Annotated in this window: 9 protein-coding genes and 1 pseudogene; 6 read left to right on the forward strand and 4 right to left on the reverse strand. The window is 61.5% G+C overall.

The genetic code is table 11. The features are described from left to right. The first annotated feature begins 6 nt into the window (after positions 1-6). The 4 genes from QWI20_RS09100 to QWI20_RS09115 all read left to right on the forward strand — a co-directional run bounded on the left by QWI20_RS09100 (position 7) and on the right by QWI20_RS09115 (position 4170). Positions 7-828, forward strand: a complete 822-nt coding sequence (locus QWI20_RS09100; protein WP_369305182.1) for a sugar phosphate isomerase/epimerase family protein — start codon at positions 7-9, stop codon at positions 826-828. Further along, positions 821-1786, forward strand: a complete 966-nt coding sequence (locus QWI20_RS09105; RefSeq protein WP_369305183.1) for a sugar kinase — start codon at positions 821-823, stop codon at positions 1784-1786. Before QWI20_RS09100 ends, QWI20_RS09105 begins: the two co-directional genes overlap by 8 nt. A gap of 71 nt (positions 1787-1857) precedes the next feature. Then, entirely contained in the window at positions 1858-3174 is a 1317-nt protein-coding gene (locus QWI20_RS09110) for an MFS transporter (protein WP_192173651.1), read from the forward strand. A 15-nt stretch (positions 3175-3189) separates the two neighbouring features. Then, complete coding sequence (locus QWI20_RS09115) at positions 3190-4170, forward strand: 2-hydroxyacid dehydrogenase (RefSeq protein WP_369305184.1); 981 nt, start codon at positions 3190-3192, stop codon at positions 4168-4170. Between the two features lie 953 nt (positions 4171-5123). Here QWI20_RS09115 and QWI20_RS09120 read toward each other — a convergent pair. Further along, positions 5124-6748: pseudogene (locus QWI20_RS09120) on the reverse strand (methyl-accepting chemotaxis protein). Positions 6749-7156: 408 nt separating this feature from the next. Here QWI20_RS09120 and QWI20_RS09125 point away from each other — a divergent pair. After that, a complete protein-coding gene (locus QWI20_RS09125) occupies positions 7157-7420 on the forward strand; it encodes a DUF1652 domain-containing protein (protein ID WP_197983975.1) in 264 nt (87 codons plus the stop codon). On the opposite strand, the gene QWI20_RS09130 is transcribed toward QWI20_RS09125, so the two are convergent. Beyond that, on the reverse strand, positions 7407-9965 hold the full coding sequence (locus QWI20_RS09130) for a UvrD-helicase domain-containing protein (protein WP_369305185.1): 2559 nt from the start codon (positions 9963-9965) through the stop codon (positions 7407-7409). The two genes, QWI20_RS09125 and QWI20_RS09130, sit on opposite strands and share 14 nt — an antisense overlap. 277 nt (positions 9966-10242) lie before the next feature. Here QWI20_RS09130 and QWI20_RS09135 point away from each other — a divergent pair, with 277 nt between their 5' ends. Continuing rightward, positions 10243-10938, forward strand: coding sequence for a pirin family protein (locus QWI20_RS09135; protein ID WP_369305186.1), 696 nt, complete (start codon positions 10243-10245; stop codon positions 10936-10938). Between the two features lie 76 nt (positions 10939-11014). Here QWI20_RS09135 and pgm read toward each other — a convergent pair whose 3' ends face one another. Together pgm and QWI20_RS09145 are read right to left on the reverse strand one after the other, a co-directional pair. Then, the gene (pgm, locus tag QWI20_RS09140) at positions 11015-12658 is read right to left on the reverse strand and encodes a phosphoglucomutase (alpha-D-glucose-1,6-bisphosphate-dependent) (RefSeq protein ID WP_369305187.1); all 1644 of its coding nucleotides are present in this window, start codon (positions 12656-12658) and stop codon (positions 11015-11017) included. A 175-nt stretch (positions 12659-12833) separates the two neighbouring features. After that, on the reverse strand, positions 12834-15071 hold the full coding sequence (locus tag QWI20_RS09145) for an ATP-dependent DNA helicase (protein WP_369305406.1): 2238 nt from the start codon (positions 15069-15071) through the stop codon (positions 12834-12836). Positions 15072-15661: the final 590 nt, after the last annotated feature.

Here is a 15661-nt window from a genome sequence, read left to right on the forward strand (position 1 = left end):
ACAATAATGACCCTACCATCCGTTGCCATCAGCCTGGGCGCCTTCGGTGCCGATCGTGTACGTGCCCAAGGCCAGGCCAGTTTCATCACCCTGCTCGTGGATGCCGGCGTCAAGCGCATCGAGCTGCGCGAAGAGCTGTTCAGCCCCAGCGTCGATGACGAAGACCTCCCTGCCCTCGCCCGCGCCATTCAGGCTCAAGGCCTGGAGTGCCTGTACTCAGCGCCCCTTGAGTTGTGGCTCGAAGGCGACACGCAACCGAATCCTGAATTGAGACCGACCCTGGAGCGCGCGAGCGCGTGCGGTGCGTTCTGGCTCAAGGTGTCGCTGGGCCATTTTGGCGAGCACTGCGACGTCACCGCGCTGGCCGTTCGCCTGGCGCCCTACGACGTTCACTTGCTGGTGGAGAACGATCAGACCGAACAGGGTGGCCGCATCGAGCCCTTCGTGCAGTTCTTCGCGCAGATCACCGCGCTGCAAATGCCCATCGGCATGACCTTCGACATCGGCAACTGGCGCTGGCAGGAGCAGTCCGCCCGCGACGCAGCCCAGCAGTTGGGCCGTTACGTCGAATATTTGCACTGCAAAGCAATCACCCGGAGCGCATCAGGCAAGCTCATCGCCGTGCCGCCTGCTTCAATCGACCTGCAACAGTGGGAATTGCTCATCCAGCACATGCCGGTGAACCTGCCCCGCGCCATCGAGTACCCGCTGCAAGGCGACGATCTGCTGCAGGTGACCCGCGAACAGGCTGCCCTGCTCGCCCGCCTCGGCCAGTGGCAATCAGCGCAGACCCACCCCAAAGAAACGGAGGCGCTGAGCCATGTCTGAGATCGATATTCTCTCGTTCGGCGAAACCATGACCATGTTGGTGGCCGAGCAGACAGGTGATCTGGCCCAGGTTCGCCATTTCGAGAAACGCATTGCCGGCGCCGACAGCAATGTCGCGATCGGCCTCTCGCGGCTGGGCTTCAAAGTGGCGTGGCTGAGCCGGGTCGGCAACGATTCAATGGGCCGCTTCGTCACTGACAGCCTGCAACAGGAAGGCGTCGACTGCGCTCACGTTACCGTGGACGCCGCGCACCCCACCGGGTTTCAGTTCAAATCCCTGGAGCTGGACGGCGCCGACCCGGTGGTCGAGTACTTCCGTCGCGGCTCGGCGGCCAGTCATCTGTCGGTCAACGACATCGTTCCCGAGCTGCTCAAGGCCCGGCACCTGCACGCCACCGGTATTCCGGCGGCGCTGTCCGACACCTGCCGGGAGCTTTCCCACGTGCTGATGACGCAAATGCGCGAGGCCGGACGCAGCGTGTCGTTCGACCCCAACCTGCGGCCTTCGCTGTGGTCGAGCCAGGCGACGATGATCCGCGAAGTCAATCACCTTGCCAGCCACGCCCACTGGGTCATGCCGGGACTGGCCGAGGGTGAACTGCTAACCGGTTTCGACACCCCGGCGGACATCGCCCGCTTCTACCTGGACATGGGCGTCGAGGCGGTGATCATCAAACTCGGCGCCAAGGGCGCGTATTACCGCACCCAGCTCAATGAGGCGTTCTTGCCCGGCGTGCCGGTGGCCAACGTGGTCGACACGGTGGGCGCAGGCGACGGCTTTGCGGTCGGCGTGATCAGCGCACTGCTGGAAAACCTCGGGTTCGAGCAAGCCACTGCCCGGGGCAACTGGGTCGGTAGCCAGGCCGTGCAAAGCCGTGGCGACATGGAAGGCCTGCCCACCCGCGCCGCACTGGATGCCGCCAACGTCTCGGCCGGCGCCCGACGACAGAGCGCCTGAACCCTCGCTTCCACACACACCGAACCTCCATCACCTGCTGCGACAAAAACAACATGCTCAGGGAGCCTGAAATGGAAAAGCTGCTCGAATCCGTGAAACACGCCGGCCTCAAACGTCGCTGGCTGTTGATCATGCCCATCGTCTTCATCACCTACAGCCTGGCGTACCTGGACCGCGCCAACTATGGCTTCGCTGCCGCCTCGGGGATGGCGGAAGACCTGCACATCACGCCGGGCATGTCGTCCTTGCTCGGCGCATTGTTCTTCCTCGGTTACTTTTTCTTCCAAGTGCCCGGCGCCATCTACGCGCAGAAGAAGAGCGTCAAGAAACTCATCTTCGTCAGCCTGATCCTGTGGGGCGGCCTGGCCACCCTCACCGGCATCGTTTCCAACGCCTACATGCTGATCGGCATCCGCTTCATGCTCGGGGTGGTCGAAGCGGCCGTGATGCCGGCCATGCTGGTGTACCTCTGCTACTGGTTCACCAAAGCCGAACGCTCCCGCGCCAACACCGTGCTGATCCTCGGCAACCCGGTGACGATGCTGTGGATGTCGGTCGTTTCCGGCTATCTGGTGGCGCACTTCAGCTGGCGCTGGATGTTCATCGTCGAAGGCCTGCCGGCGGTGATCTGGGCGTTTATCTGGTGGCGTCTGGTGGACGAACGTCCGGCCCAGGCCAAATGGCTGACCGCTGAAGAAAAGACCGAACTGCAAGCGCGCCTCGACGCCGAACAGGTCGGCATCAAGCCGGTGAAGAACTACGCCGAAGCCTTTCGGTCCCCACGCGTGCTGCTGCTGGCCGCCCAGTATTTCTGCTGGAGCATCGGCGTCTACGGCTTCGTGCTGTGGCTGCCGACCATCATCAAGAAAGGCATGCAGATGGACATGGTCGAAGCCGGCTGGCTCTCGGCCCTGCCGTATCTGGCGGCGGTCATCGGCATGGTGCTGGTGTCCTGGGCCTCTGACAAAACCCAGAAGCGCAAAGCCTTCGTCTGGCCGCCACTTCTGCTGGCCGCCGTCGCGTTCTACGGCTCCTACGCGCTGGGCACCGAGCATTTCTGGTGGTCCTACTCGCTGCTGGTCATTGCCGGCGCCTGCATGTACGCGCCTTACGGTCCGTTCTTCGCGATCGTCCCGGAAATCCTCCCGGCCAACGTCGCGGGCGGCGCCATGGCGTTGATCAACAGCCTCGGTGCGCTGGGATCGTTCGCCGGTTCCTACCTCGTCGGTTACCTGAATGGCGTCACCGGCACCTTGAGCGCTTCGTACCTGTTCATGAGCGGCGCGCTGCTGGTGTCGGTGGTGCTGACGCTGCTGCTTAAACCGGACAGCAAGGCCCGCCCGCTGAGCGACAAGCCTGGCGTGGGTCCTGCGCCTGCCCACTCCTGATCGGGAAGCCTTTCGATGACTCACCATGTTGTGCTGTACAAAAAACTATCGGCGCCCTTGATGGAGCGCCTGCAAGCCCACGCCGAGGTCACGCTGATCGATGATCCGAAATCCAGTGATGGCCTGGCCCGCCTGCGCGACGCCCTGCCCCACGCCGATGCTTTATTGGGCGCGAGCGTGAAGCTGGACGCCGAACTGCTGGACCTGGCGCCAAAGCTGAAAGCGGTGTCCAGCGTCTCGGTGGGGGTCGATAACTACGACATCGAGTACCTGACCCGGCGCGGCATTCTGCTGACCAACACGCCGGATGTGCTCACCGAAACCACGGCCGACACCGGCTTCGCCCTGATCATGGCCACGGCCCGTCGGGTGGTGGAGCTGGCCAACATGGTCCGCGACGGCCAGTGGAAGCAGAACATCGGGCCGCAGCATTTTGGTTCCGACGTTCATGGCAAGACGCTGGGCATCATCGGCATGGGCCGGATTGGCGAAGCGGTGGCGCAACGGGGCCATTTCGGTTTCGGGATGCCGGTGATTTACCACAGTCACTCACCCAAACCGGCGGTGGAAGCGCGGTTTGATGCCCGCTATCGCAGCTTGGAAGACCTGTTGCGCGAGGCTGATTTCGTCTGCCTGACCGTGCCGCTGACCGCTGAAACCGAGGGGCTGATCAGTGCCGAGCAGTTTGCGCTGATGCGCCCGGAGACGATCTTCATCAACATCGCCCGGGGCAAGGTGGTGGACGAGCAGGCGCTGATTGCCGCCCTGCAGAACGGCCAGATTCGTGCGGCCGGGCTGGATGTATTTGAACAGGAGCCCGTGAACCCGGACTCGCCGCTGTTGAGGATGGACAACGTGGTGGCGACCCCGCACATGGGCTCGGCGACCCACGAGACCCGCGAGGCCATGGCCCGCTGTGCCGTGGACAACCTGCTGGCGGCCCTGGCGGGCAAGCGACCGAAGGATCTGGTCAACCCCGTTGCCTGGAAGGACTGAACAGCAACCAAATGTGGGAGTGACCGGGGTGGAGCTCCACCTTGCTTGCGAAGATTGAGGTCCAGCCGCTGAGAATTTAGCGGCTCTGCCAGCCCCTTCGCGAGCAAGCTCGCTCCCACAGGATTGAGGTGAAAACACGATTTCAGGCACGCCGCAGGACCTGTGGGAGTGAGCTTGCTCACGAAGACTGAGGTTCAGTCGCTACAGATTTAGCAGCTCTGCCAGCCCCTTCGCGAGCAAGCTCGCTTCCACAGGATTGAGGTGAATTCAAGATTTCGGGCACGCCAAGGGACGTGTGGGAGTGAGCTTGCTCACGAAGACTGAGGTTCAGTCGCTACAGATTTAGCAGCTCTGCCAGCCCCTTCGCGAGCAAGCTCGCTCCCACAGAATTGAAGTGAACACACGATTTCGGGCACGCCAAGGGACGTGTTGGAGTGAGCTTGCTCACGAAGACGGAGGTGCAGCCGCTGAGAATTTAGCGGCTCTGCCAGCCCCTTCGCGAGCAAGCTCGCTCCCACAGGATTGAGGTGAACACACGATTTCGGGCACGCCGCAGGACCTGTGGGAGTGAGCTTGCTCACGAAGACGGAGGTCCAGTCGCTACAGATTTAGCGGCTCTGCCAGCCCCTTCGCGAGTAAGCTCGCTCCCACAGAATTGAAGTGAACACACGATTTCGGGCACGCCAAGGGACGTGTTGGAGTGAGCTTGCTCACGAAGACGGAGGGTCGTCCGCTGGAGATCTGGCGGCTTTGCCAGCCCCTTCGCGAGCAAGCTCGCTTCCACAGGATTGAGGTGAACTGAGGATTTTGCTCCCGGCGAAGGACTTGTGGGAGTGAGCTTGCTCACGAAGACTGAAGTACAGTCGCGAGAGATTTAGCGGATGTACGGAAGTCTTCGCGAGCAAGATTGCACCGGCCCTTCAGGCCTGCGCGCCCCGAACAGACCGCACCGCTTAAATCACAAACCGCGCCACCATCGCTTTCAAATCCACGGCCAGTCGCGACAGCTCATGGCTGGCTGCGCTGGTCTGATTCGCGCCCGCTGCCGTCTGCGCGGCGAGGTCGCGGATGTTGACCAGATTGCGGTCCACCTCCCTCGACACCTGCGCCTGTTCTTCCGATGCACTGGCGATGACCAGGTTGCGTTCGTTGATCTGCGAAATGGCTTCAGTGATCAACTCCAGTGCATCACCCGCTGAACTGGCCAAGCTCAGCGTGGTGCGGGTGCTCTCGGTGTTGCGTGACATCGAATGCACGGCCTCGCCGGTCCGCGTCTGGATGCCGGCGACCATCTGTTCGATTTCCTTGGTCGATTCTGCGGTGCGGTGGGCCAGCGCGCGAACCTCGTCGGCGACCACGGCAAACCCGCGACCGGCCTCCCCCGCACGGGCGGCTTCGATGGCGGCGTTCAGTGCCAACAGGTTGGTCTGTTCGGCGATTGAGCGAATCACGTCCAGCACCTTGCCGATGTCACGGCCCTGGGCCGTAGGCCTTCGACCAACCCGGAAGTGGCCTGGAGCTGCTGGGTCATGTCCTGGATCGACTTCACGGTCTCGACCACCCGATCACGGCCCTGGCGCGCGGTCTGGTTGGACTGCTGTGACGCTTCGGACGTCGACACCGCGTTGCGCGCGACTTCCTCGACCGCTGCGGTCATCTCGTTGACGGCCGTTGCGGCCTGCTCGATCTCGTTGTTCTGCTGCTGCAAGCCGCGCGAGGACTCTTCGGTCACCGCGCTCAGCTCTTCAGCCGCCGACGCCAGTTGGGTGGACGAGCCGGAAATCAGCTCAATGGTCTGACGCAGGTTGCGTTGCATCGTTACCAGGGCACGCAACAGCTGCCCCGCTTCGTCCTTGCCGTCGACCTCGATGGGCCGGGTCAGATCACCGGAGGCAATTTCCTCTGCCGCGCGCACCGCGCGGGTGAGCGGGCTGACGATACTGCGGGTGAGCAACCACGCCAGCAGTATCGTCAGCAGAACGGCGAACACTGAAACTGCACTGATGCTCTGGTTGGCACTCTCATATTGCTGCCTCGAAATAGCCGCTGCGTCACTGGCGCTTTTTTTGTTAATAGCAATCAATTGATTGATCTGAACACCCATGAGGTCGGTGGCCTCTTTCATACGGGTGTTGATCATCGCGCGCATGTCGTCAGTCTTGTCCTGCCGAGACAAGTCCAGCACCTTGGATTGAACATCAAGGAACGTTGCAAGTGTCGCTTCAAACTGGTTGTACACCGTTAGCTCTTCGCCCTCCGCAGGCAGCGCGGCGTAGGCTTTTTTGGCGCTCTGCAACTTGCCGATCAGCTCGGCAATACGCGCATCGGTTTCACGCAGGGAGGCCGGTTCACGGTTGACCAAGGTGCGGAAGGAAGTGATGCGTAACCGCAAACTGTTCTCCAGCATCCCGCTTAAATAGCCAATACTGGGCAGTTGGTTGGACTCCATGTCGAGGGTGGCCTGGCGAATCACCGCCATCCGGTTGACCGAGAACACGCTCAAACCAATCACCAGTAAGGCAATGAACGCGAATCCCAGGAATGCGCGAGGCGCAATATTCATGTTTCTTATCGACATGGATGAGCTCTTTAAAGGCGGGGGCGGCGACGAGTCTTTTTATTGACGCTCGCCCTGCTATCGGCCGCGCATTAACTTTCATGCGGAAACTTTAATCATTGAGAGACATATATGTGCGGTAACTAACTGGGTCACAGCGCTTTTAGATGGCTATAACGATTCAGCGCTTGTTTAAACCATGCGCCTGGATATAAGCGATTCATGACTAAGATCAACGAAACATGAAATTCTCATCGTGCAGGATTTATTTCCCGACATTGTCAGAACTGGGTGCTACCTTTACCTGACTCGTGGTCTGCGGGCCAGGCTTCCTCATGCGACGTGTCGATCGCTGCCGAAGTCTGGACAGACCTGCCGTTTTCCTACCCTGCGGAGCTTGTGAAGTGCTCGATTGAATGAGGTGGGTCCATGAATAAAGTGACATTTCCGAACGCCTGCCAGCTGATGCGCTGGCATTTTCATCCGGTGGGCTTCGAAGCCAACATGGACGCGCCCGGCAGTATGGTGGCCCGTCTTTTTGACCGGGCCAGCGGCGAGACCGTGATCGCCATCGCCGCCATTCCGTGCGCCACCGTGATGAATGCGACAGACGTGGAGCGCATCATCGAGGCCATTGAACTGGAGGTCGAGACCTTCATTCCAAGGCGCTCTCTGTACCTCAATCGGGCCTGACCACCTGGGCGTACTGCCCCTGTTCGACTGATGCGCCGAGTGAAGTACCGAGTGCCGCAGCCCCTCGGCGATCGTCGAAAAATGCCTTGTCCCCTGCAACCCGTGCCGAGGCGCGCGGCATGTTCCCATCATCATTGCCCGCAGCGTCAATGAACCAGTAGCAATGGCGAACCGCGCGTGTAATCGCCACGTAGGCCAGGCGCAACACCTCATCTTTCTGCGCGTTGTCGAACGCTTCCAGATCCCCTTCCCGCCCCAGCCCCGCCAGCTGATAGACCTGATTCTTGTACGGGGACTGCGTCAGATGCTGACAATCTCCCAGCAGAAATACCGCGTTGGCCTGTAGTCCCTTGGCGCTGTGATAAGTCAGCTGTTTCAGACGACGTTCCTGGGGCGGCAATCTGTAATCGGCATCGGCTAGGTGCTGCAAGGCTTCCGGCAAGCGGCTGCGTTCGCTGCCTTTGCGGTACAGCAGAAGCACCGAATCGCCGGCGTGGTAATGCTCGGTCAGGCTGGTCAGCAATCGGTCATCGTCGCGGTCCAGCACGATCACCGGCAGCAGCTCCTGCTCCGGGCCACTGGCGCGCGCCTTCTTGCCACTGATGGCCGGCGCGGCGCGCACGATGTGCTCGGCAGCGTCAATGATGTGCTGGTGGCTGCGGAAGTTGTCGCTGAGCATGACCTTAGTGGTCGCGGGCGACGAAAACTCCTTCGGAAATTCCATAAAGAATTTCGGCGAACTGCCGCGCCAGCCGTAGATCGACTGCCAGTCATCGCCGACGCACAGCAGCGATGAACGCTGGGCACCGCGGCCCACATGCAGCGCCGGGCCGCGACTGCGGATCTCCCGCAGACTGGCGCGGATCCACGAGACGATCTGCGGCGAGACGTCCTGGAACTCATCGATCATCAGATGCGACAGCGGACGCAGGCCTGCGTCGCTGACCAGCTTGAGGTTCTCCGGCGAGTTTTCACCGAACAGCGAAAACATCCGGTTGTAGGTCATCACGGGCGGTGACTGGTCCAGCAGGTGATTCTCGAAGGCCTTCCAGAACAGGCTCAGCGCTTCGAAGAAAAACCGGTCGGGGTCCTGATCGGAAAAGCTCATCTGCGTCACGGCGTCCGGCACGTCCAGACCCAGGTTCTCGATGAAGCTGGCAGCGGCAACAAAACAGTCCAGCAACGGCGCCGCGCTCAGCTCGCCTTTGACTTTGTAATCGAAACCCGGACCCGCCACGGCCGCGCCAGACAATGACTGCATCATGCCCCGCGATGCCTGGTAGTTTTCCAGCCAGATGACCGGCTTGCGGCAAAACGCCTGAAACAGCGTGCGCTTGATCACCCACTCGGCCCACACTGGCAACTTGGCGTCCGGACGGCGCAGGTGCTGGTCTTCGCTCGGGTCGAAACCCAGGACAATCCAGGCATCCAGCTCGGCCGCATAACCGTGGACGTGGAAGGTCAGGCCGCTGACTTCGACGGTCTGGCGCATCGGCTCGACGCCCTGAATCGGCCACGCGCCCGCGCGAATCCACAGGTCTTCGATGACGTCGCACAGCTCTTCGTCGCGCTTGGAGGAAAGGCCCATCACGGTGATGCGCTTCTGCACGTCCGGGTGATCGCGGTCCAGCTCCTTGAGTTGCAGCGACTGCCGGTACAAGGGCGCCATGACCTCGCGAAAACGCGGATTGGCGGCGTACAGATCCCGGTAGCACAGGTTCAGCTGTTGGCGCTGGGCGTCATTGATGCGCAGGTCGAAAGGATTGCTGTCGGCGCTGTCGTCGAACAACTGCCCGGACTGGCTGCTGAGGTTCTCGAAGGCCTGCAATTGTTCGAACCCCGGCAGGCTGCGCACCAGCGGCAGGATGCGCGAATGGAAAGTGCGCACCACCTCGCGGGCCTGACGCAGGGTCAGTTCATGGCCCCACAGCGCCATGATTTCGATGAGTTTGTTGATGAAATCCTTGCGTGATTCGCGGGTGAAGGTCACTACGGTCATCGAGTCCAGCTCAAAGCCCAGGTAGTGGTTGAGCAGCAGCACGCGCAACACCAGCGACGTCGACTTGCCCGCCCCGGCGCCGGCAATCACATAGGTCGAGGGTGTGTCGCTGAAAATCATCTTCCACTGCGCGGTGGTGGGTTGTGCGTGAGGGGGCAGCTTCTCGGCGACGTCCGCCTTGATGCGCTTTTTCAGCTCGTTGGTCAGGGGCAGGCGCCAGTCGTCGAACAGATGATCGTCAACCCGCGGGCCGCGGTGCTCCAGGGGCCGGGTGTCACGAATCACCAGCACCTGACGGCCTTCTTCGATGCCATCCAGATGACCTTCCGCGTAACCCTCGTTCATGCCCTCGGCATGGCCGTTGAGGTAGCCATCGGCGTGGCCCTGGTGCCATGACGGCACGTGCTGCGCCTGCAGGCGCGACAAGCCGCTGCCCATCATGCGTGCAACGAGCCGCTTGAAGAACGGCAAGCGTTCAGGGGTATTCAGGTCGGGAGGCAGTTGGTTTGGCTCGTTGGGTAGCTCGGCGGAAAAATCGTGCGGCACGCGGGCTCCGGGTATCAGCGTTTTCGACGGGACGCCTATGGTCGCCGCATTCGTGTTTCAGCTCCAGTGAAATGCTTTGCCGTCAGGGAGTTAGCCGATAAAGGGCAGCGTGTTTCTAGGCTCTATAACGGGGTAAGTATCGAATTAACCGATTGCATTGATGGAGAACTTACGCTTTTTATCGATACTTACCTGATAGATCATTGCTCCATCGACTGACAAGTCATCACCAGCGGCGCCCTGCCACAGGCCCGGCCCTGCTACGGAGGAACTGATCATGCTGCAACTTCGACCTTTCAAATCCCTTGGCGGCGCAGACCACGGCTGGCTGAACGCCCATCACCATTTCTCGTTCGCCAGTTACTACGACGAAAGCCGGATGAACTGGGGCCAACTCCGGGTGTGGAACGATGACGTGATCGAAGCCGGCACTGGGTTCCCGCGTCACCCGCACCGCGACATGGAGATCATTACCTATGTCCGTGAGGGCGCCATCACTCACGAGGACAGCCTGGGCAACCGGGGCCGCACCGAAGCGGGCGATGTGCAGGTGATGAGTGCCGGCACGGGTGTGGCGCACAGTGAATACAATCTGGAGTCGAAGGAAACGCGGATTTTCCAGATCTGGATCATGCCGGACGAGGTCGGTGCTCCGCCTTCGTGGGGTGCCAAGCCCTTCCCGAAAGGCGACCGGGAGGGTTTTGTGACCTTGGCGAGCGGCAAGGCGGACGACGATATCGAACTGCGGATTCGGGCCAATGCCCGGTTGGTGGCGGCGAATCTGAAGGCCGGTGAGACGGCTGAGTACGTGCTGGATGCAGGCCGCCGGGCGTATCTGGTGCCTGCAACGGGTGTTATCGAGGTCAACGGCCTGCGTGCCGAAGCCCGTGATGGTGTGGCGGTTGAGGAGGAGCGTGTGTTGCGGGTAACGGCCCTCGAAGACAGCGAGATTGTGTTGGTGGATGTGGCTTAGAAGCGGTAGATCAAGATCAAGGTCTTTAAGATCAAGGGCGTCTGCCTATGGGCAGACGCTCTTGATCTTCGTACCTTCAAGGCGCTATCGCGCCGTCAACAAGCACCTGCGCCTCAGCCACTAGACGCTTCAGATGCTCCTCGCCCTTGAAGCTCTCGGCATAGATCTTGTAGATATCCTCAGTCCCCGACGGCCGCGCAGCGAACCAGCCGTTCTCGGTAATGACCTTCAAACCGCCAATCGCCTGATCATTGCCCGGCGCCTTGCTCAGGATGCTTTCGATCTTCTCCCCCGCCAGCTCAGTGGACGTGACCTGCTCCGGCGACAGCTTGCTCAACAGCGCCTTCTGCTCGAAGTTGGCCTTCGCCTCGACGCGGGTCGACACCGGTTCGCCCAGCTCATCGGTCAACGCCTTGTACATCTCGCTCGGGTCACGACCTTTGCGCGCGCGGATTTCTGCGGCCAGCAGTGCCGGAATCAAACCATCCTTGTCCGTCGTCCAGACCGTCCCGTCGCGACGCAGGAACGACGCACCGGCACTCTCCTCGCCGCCAAAGCCCAGCGAACCCTCGTACAAACCTTCGGCGAAAAACTTGAAGCCCACCGGTACTTCATAAAGGCGGCGGCCCAGACGCCGGGTGACGCGATCAATCATGCCGCTGCTGACCACGGTCTTGCCGACGGCCGCATCGGCGCGCCAGTCAGGCCGGTTCTGAAACAGGTAATCGATCGACACCGCTAGGTAATTGTTCGGCGCCAACAGGCCACCGGTCGGCGTCACTATGCCGTGGCGGTCGTGGTCCGGGTCGCAGGCGAAGGCCACCTGGAAGCGGTCCTTCAGACCGATCAGGCTCTGCATCGCGAAACTGGACGACGGGTCCATGCGGATCTTGCCGTCCCAGTCCACGCTCATGAAGCGGAAGGTCGGATCGACGAACTTGTTCACCACTTCCAGATTCAGGCCGTAGTGCTCACCAATCGCCGACCAGTAACGCACGCCCGCCCCGCCCAGCGGGTCAACGCCCAAGTGCAGGTTCGCGCCGCGAATGGCGTCCATGTCGATAACGTTTTTCAGATCCGCCACGTACGTGTTGATGTAGTCATGGCGATGGGTGGTGTCGGCGCGCAGGGCTTTTTCGTGGGTGATGCGCTGGACGTTAACGATGCGCTCGGCGAGCAATTCGTTGGCTTTGTTCTCGATCCATTTGGTGATGTGCGAGTCAGCCGGGCCGCCGTTGGTGGGGTTGTACTTGAAGCCACCGCTTTCCGGCGGGTTGTGCGAAGGCGTGATGACGATGCCGTCGGCCAGACCGGTCGTGCGCCCGCGGTTGTAGCAGATGATGGCGTGGGAGATCGCCGGCGTCGGGGTGTATTCGTCACCCTCGGAGATCATCACGTTGACGCCGTTGGCCGCCAGCACTTCCAGCGCCGAAGCGGCCGCCGGGGTCGACAATGCGTGGGTGTCGGCGCCGAGGAACAGCGGGCCGTCAATGCCATTGGCCTGGCGATACAGACAGATCGCCTGACTGATGGCCAGCACGTGCCACTCGTTGAAGCTTAATTCGAAAGAACTGCCGCGGTGCCCGGAGGTACCGAAGGCAACACGCTGGGTCGCCACCGATGCGTCGGGCTGGCCGGTGTAATAGGCCGTGACCAGCCGAGGAAGATCGACCAGCAATTCTGCAGGCGCCAGTTTGCCCGCGAATGGACTGATACTCATGCGAAACCTCCGTGGATGAAAAAATAGGGGAAAGACAAAAAGAAAAGGTCCCGACCAGGCGGGAATCAGCCTGAAACTTCGCCTGAAATGCCATCAGCGCGGCAGTTTACTGGCAGTTGGACCGTGGCGCTCGGCTATCGATCCGTAACGCCTTGAGACAATTAGCTCACCCACATCATAGCTGCCACCACGCCGGCAACAGCTGCTGAATCTTGCGCTCGGCGAAGCGGTCGTCGATCAGCACCACCACACCGCGATCCTCCACACCCCGAATCACCCGCCCGGCGGCCTGCACCACTTTCTGCATGCCAGGGTACAAATAGGTGTAGTCGTAACCGGCGCCGAACAACAGGCTCATGCGCTGTTTAAGTTGCTCGTTGACCGGGTTGATCTGCGCCAGGCCCAGGGTCGCGATGAACGCCCCGATCAACCGCGCCCCCGGCAAGTCGATGCCCTCGCCGAACGCCCCGCCCAGCACGGCAAAACCGATGCCTTGACTGGCTGGGGTAAAGCGGTCGAGAAAGGCCTGCCGTTCGGCCTCGGCCATGCCCCGGGATTGTTTCCAGACAGGAACAGCCGGGTGGCTGCGCTCCATCAACTCGGCGACTTGCTGGAGATAATCGAAGCTGCTGAAAAACGCCAGATAGTTGCCCGGCCGCGCTTCGAACTGCTGCGCCATCAGCTCGACGATGGGCGCCAGCGAGGCCTGCCGATGGGTGTAGCGGGTGGAAATGCGGCTGACGATTTCCACGTCCAGTTGCGAGCGTTGAAAGGGCGACTCCACGTCGACCCACGCCGTGGTGTCGGGCAGGCCCAGCAAATCGCGATAGAAATGCCGAGGATTGAGGGTTGCCGAAAACAGCACCGCACTGATCGCAGCGGTCAGGCGCGGACGCACAAAACCCGCGGGCACGACATTGCGCAGGCACAGCCGGGACAGCGACTTGCTGCCCAATTCACGCTTGCTGATATCGAACAGGAAATGCTCGTCGAACAGCTCGGCAATGCGACCGAACTGGATCGCCTCGAAATAGAAGCTCTGCAGCTCGCCATTGGCCGCGTGGGGATGCTCGTTGAAGTAGTCGCCAAACGCCGTGATGCACAGGCTGAGGCTGTTCAGAAATTTGCCCGGCGTTGCAGCGTAGGCCTGATACGGCGCGACTTGCTCCTTGTGCAGGGCATTCCAGTCGCGGTTGAGCCGCTGCAAGGCTTTTTTCACCGGCTCCGGCGCGCTCTGCCGGACCTGATTCATGCTGTGCTGATCGAGGGTCGCGCTGTACATCGACCGCGCCCGCTCGACCATGTTGTGCGCCTCGTCCACCAGCACCGCGACCCGCCACTGATTGAACTGACACAGCCCGAACAGCATGCCGCTGAGGTCGAAATAATAGTTGTAGTCGGCGATCACCACGTCCGACCAGCGCGCCAATTCCTGGCTCAGGTAATACGGGCAGACCTGATGGCCCAGCGCGACCTCACGCACGCCGGCCTGATCGAGCCACGGCTTGATCATCGCCTCGCTGCGCGCCGCCGGTAGCCGGTCGTAAAAACCTTTGGCGAGCGGGCATGAATCCCCGTTGCACGCCTTGTCCGGGTACTCGCAGGCCTTGTCCCGCGCGACCATTTCCAGCACGCGCAGGCTCAGCTCCGGCGCGCTTCGACCAATCACACTCAGGGCATCCAGCGCCAGCTTGCGCCCCGGGGTCTTGGCGGTCAGGAAAAACACCTTGTCCAGTTTGCGCGTCGGGGCGGCCTTGAGCATCGGAAACACCGTGCCGATGGTTTTGCCAATGCCGGTGGGCGCCTGGGCCATCAGACAGCGCCCGGTGCTGACCGCCTTGTAGACCGACTCGGCCAACGCCCGCTGCCCGGTGCGGAACTCGGCATGGGGAAACTTCAGAGCCCTGAGCTCATGGTCTCGGGCATCGCGGTGGGCCAGTTCCTGCCGCGCCCACTGCAGAAAGATTCCCGCCTGGGCTTCGAAAAAACCCTGTAACTCGGCTGCCGTGAAACGCTGCTGAATGAGGGTTTCCTGCTCGCTGATGATGTTGAAGTACACCAGCGCCAGATTGACCTCGGCCAGCTGCAACTGCTGGCACAGCAGCCAGCCATACACCTTCGCCTGGGCCCAGTGCAGCTGCCGATGATTGGCGGGCAGACTGCTCAGATCGCCGCGATAGGTCTTGATCTCCTCAAGCTGGTTCAGCGCAGCATCGTAGCCATCCGCCCTGCCCCGAATCCTCAGCTCATGAAACACCCCGCTCAACGCCACCTCAGCCTGATACTGCGGCCCCCGCCGCACCGCCACCGTGCGATGCCCGGCAATCCCCTCCTGCGCCGTGGGCGACGGCGTAAACCGTAAATCCAGATCCCCCGCCTTCGCCGTAAACTCACACAACTCCCGCACCGCCACCCGGTAACCCGTTTCCGGATCGACAGCCGCCACCGCCACAGGCTCGACAGGAGCTGCGCGGGTATCGGGGGAAATAGCGGAAATGGAAGTCACTGAAAAGGCTGGCCGTCGATCGGAACACTGGACGGACGTACAGATAACAGCTCAATGCCGTCGAGGCAAACGGAAATGGATTGGCGGACGGATTTCGGCGCAGAGCGCCAGGGGATGCATTCCCACGCAGAACGTGGGGACGATTTACACGTGCAGTCAGGAGCTGGTTTTAACCATCCAGATTGATAGCGCACCTACCGGCCTCTTCCCGGCTAAAGCCGGTCCCACTAAAAAGCAGCGCGTGTAGTCAGTGAAATTGGTGGTGGTCACACCGGCCTCTTCCCGGCTGAAGCCGGTCCTACCAGGGAAGCTGTTGATCTGCGCAGCGCTTTTGATCTTCATGCACAAAAAGCCCAGACACCGCCAATCGCGACTTGGGTGCAGGCTGAACGCAGGTCTCGCTCCGTGGGCCGAGCGGCATGGATGCCGCGAGAGCCGCCCCCCGCCATGGATGGCGGATGGCGGCGGGCCCACGGAGCGGGACCGGAGTGAAGGAA

Origin of the sequence: Pseudomonas sp. W2-17 (genome assembly GCF_041060445.1) — a bacterium.
Taxonomy (GTDB): domain Bacteria; phylum Pseudomonadota; class Gammaproteobacteria; order Pseudomonadales; family Pseudomonadaceae; genus Aquipseudomonas.

Excerpts from the sequence above, each read along its gene's own strand:
- QWI20_RS09135 (WP_369305186.1), top strand. The coding sequence starts at position 10,243 with ATGCTGCAACTTCGACCTTTCAAATCCCTTGGCGGCGCAGACCACGGC.
- QWI20_RS09100 (WP_369305182.1), top strand. The coding sequence starts at position 7 with ATGACCCTACCATCCGTTGCCATCAGCCTGGGCGCCTTCGGTGCCGAT.
- QWI20_RS09115 (WP_369305184.1), top strand. The coding sequence starts at position 3,190 with ATGACTCACCATGTTGTGCTGTACAAAAAACTATCGGCGCCCTTGATG.
- QWI20_RS09105 (WP_369305183.1), top strand. The coding sequence starts at position 821 with ATGTCTGAGATCGATATTCTCTCGTTCGGCGAAACCATGACCATGTTG.
- QWI20_RS09110 (WP_192173651.1), top strand. The coding sequence starts at position 1,858 with ATGGAAAAGCTGCTCGAATCCGTGAAACACGCCGGCCTCAAACGTCGC.
- pgm (WP_369305187.1), bottom strand. The coding sequence starts at position 12,658 with ATGAGTATCAGTCCATTCGCGGGCAAACTGGCGCCTGCAGAATTGCTG.
- QWI20_RS09125 (WP_197983975.1), top strand. The coding sequence starts at position 7,157 with ATGAATAAAGTGACATTTCCGAACGCCTGCCAGCTGATGCGCTGGCAT.